The following is a 1,661-nucleotide window of genomic DNA, read 5'->3' on the forward strand; positions in this document are numbered from 1 at the left end:
CTGCTCATCGGTTCATTAACTTCTCATCCACCAGTACATGTACCGACTACACTCTATTAGAAGCACGCTGCGACACTTCACGTCATCAAATTAGAATCCGCACGAACCACACTCAGAGCACCTGTTTTTCAGGTCAATTTGATCGTAAAAAAGCCCTCAGAACCGTGCTGGTCGCAAGATACTGAGGGCGGGTCGGATTAACGGGTGAACGGTGTTTCAGGATACTCCAACCATTGCTTGCGGAAGATGACGTTGCCAGCATCCTTCTTGCCCACACGAGCCATCAAGATTTCATCACCATTGCGCTTGAACACGGGAATCACCTTGCGGCGTTTGCCATCACCATCGACCCAGTGATTGGGCAAGTAATCACCCCATTGCTTGAAGAATACGGCCACGCCGGACTCTTGGCATTGACGGATCAGGCTTGCGATCCACAACGGGTTGACCGGGCGCGAGTTTCCGCCTGCTTCGCCACCAATGATGACCCAATCAATCTTTGCCCCCTTCGCATTCGGCGCAAGATATTTGCGAATGTCCACAGGGCCAAGCAAGGGCTCGCAGGACAAAAAGCGAACTGCCGCACGGTCATGCTCCAGCAAATACTTGATGCGCGTATCGGCGGCATGCTGATCTTCCACGCTAGTGCCCAACCAGAGATTGGGCGGGTAATCGTAGTCTTTGCCAAGATGCTTGCGGATATTCTGGGGGCGCTTGGTCAGTACCTGCCAATCGAGTTGGGTTGTTTGCTCGATGATCTTGAGAATGCGCTGGCGCGGTTCGATAAGCTGGCTGTTGTTCTCAAAGAAATCAGCCATTGAAGAGCAGAACACGCGGTGGCGTTCCCCAGCTTCAAGTGCCAGCTTATTCCACTTGATCGGTAGGCGGTAATGATCATCGCCAAGAATACGGCGCTGTGCATGAGGCCCCCATACGCTGTGTCCCATGCGATTTGCCCACGCATCAGCGTAGCAGTGGTCGCATCCGGCGCTAACTTTGACGCAGCCCCACCAACCATTGAAGGTATGGTGGGTCCACTCGATTTTTGAAAACTGTGCCATGACGGCTCCTAAGAAAAATAATGGCCACAGCAACGCTTTGGGCTGATTCCAGCAGCACCTGTTGAGCATTTGCCGTGGCCGTGATTGAAAAATGAAGAAAAACTGTGCAGCGCCATCCCACTTAGAGACTAGCGTTGCACGTGTTGCATGAGTTGCATGGGTGGTTTGCAACGATTTTTGAGCATCGACTTGATGGGTTGGTCAACGAACTTTTCGGGTTGATTGACCAGAATGCTGAACAGAAAAAGCAGGGCGCGGTTCAGCTTTCTTTTTCTCGCTGGGCAAGCATTCGATGGCTTCGAGCGCTTGCTCAATCTCCTCGTCTGTCATGCTGACCTTGACTACGGGTGGCATTTTTTGCAACCAGCGGCTTGCCGTCGATTTGTTTACGGTCAAATACTCGCCGATGTCGTCAAGACTTTTTCCTGCGCCGTACAAACGCCACGCGATACGCTGTTTAAGCTCGGTGGCGATGAAGGGTTCAATTTTGAATTTGAACTTGCCTTGAAAACGCGCCAACGATGCCATAACCGCACCCTTGCCAAATTGATGGCTGTGGTGCAGGCTGGGAATTGCGATCTTGAAAGCGCTATGCGTTTC

Annotated in this window: 1 protein-coding gene and 1 pseudogene; both read right to left on the bottom strand. The window is 52.0% G+C overall.

Annotated features, from left to right (window positions below):
• Window positions 1–197: 197 nt before the first annotated feature.
• Window positions 198–1,061 (bottom strand): DUF5131 family protein, encoded by an 864-nt coding sequence (locus KIH26_RS16855; protein WP_213446857.1) that lies wholly within the window; start codon window positions 1,059–1,061, stop codon window positions 198–200.
• Window positions 1,062–1,262: 201 nt separating this feature from the next.
• A pseudogene (locus KIH26_RS16860) lies at window positions 1,263–1,661 on the bottom strand (hypothetical protein); the annotation flags it as partial.

This window comes from Variovorax sp. PCZ-1 (assembly GCF_018413605.1).
GTDB lineage: Bacteria > Pseudomonadota > Gammaproteobacteria > Burkholderiales > Burkholderiaceae_C > JANMDU01.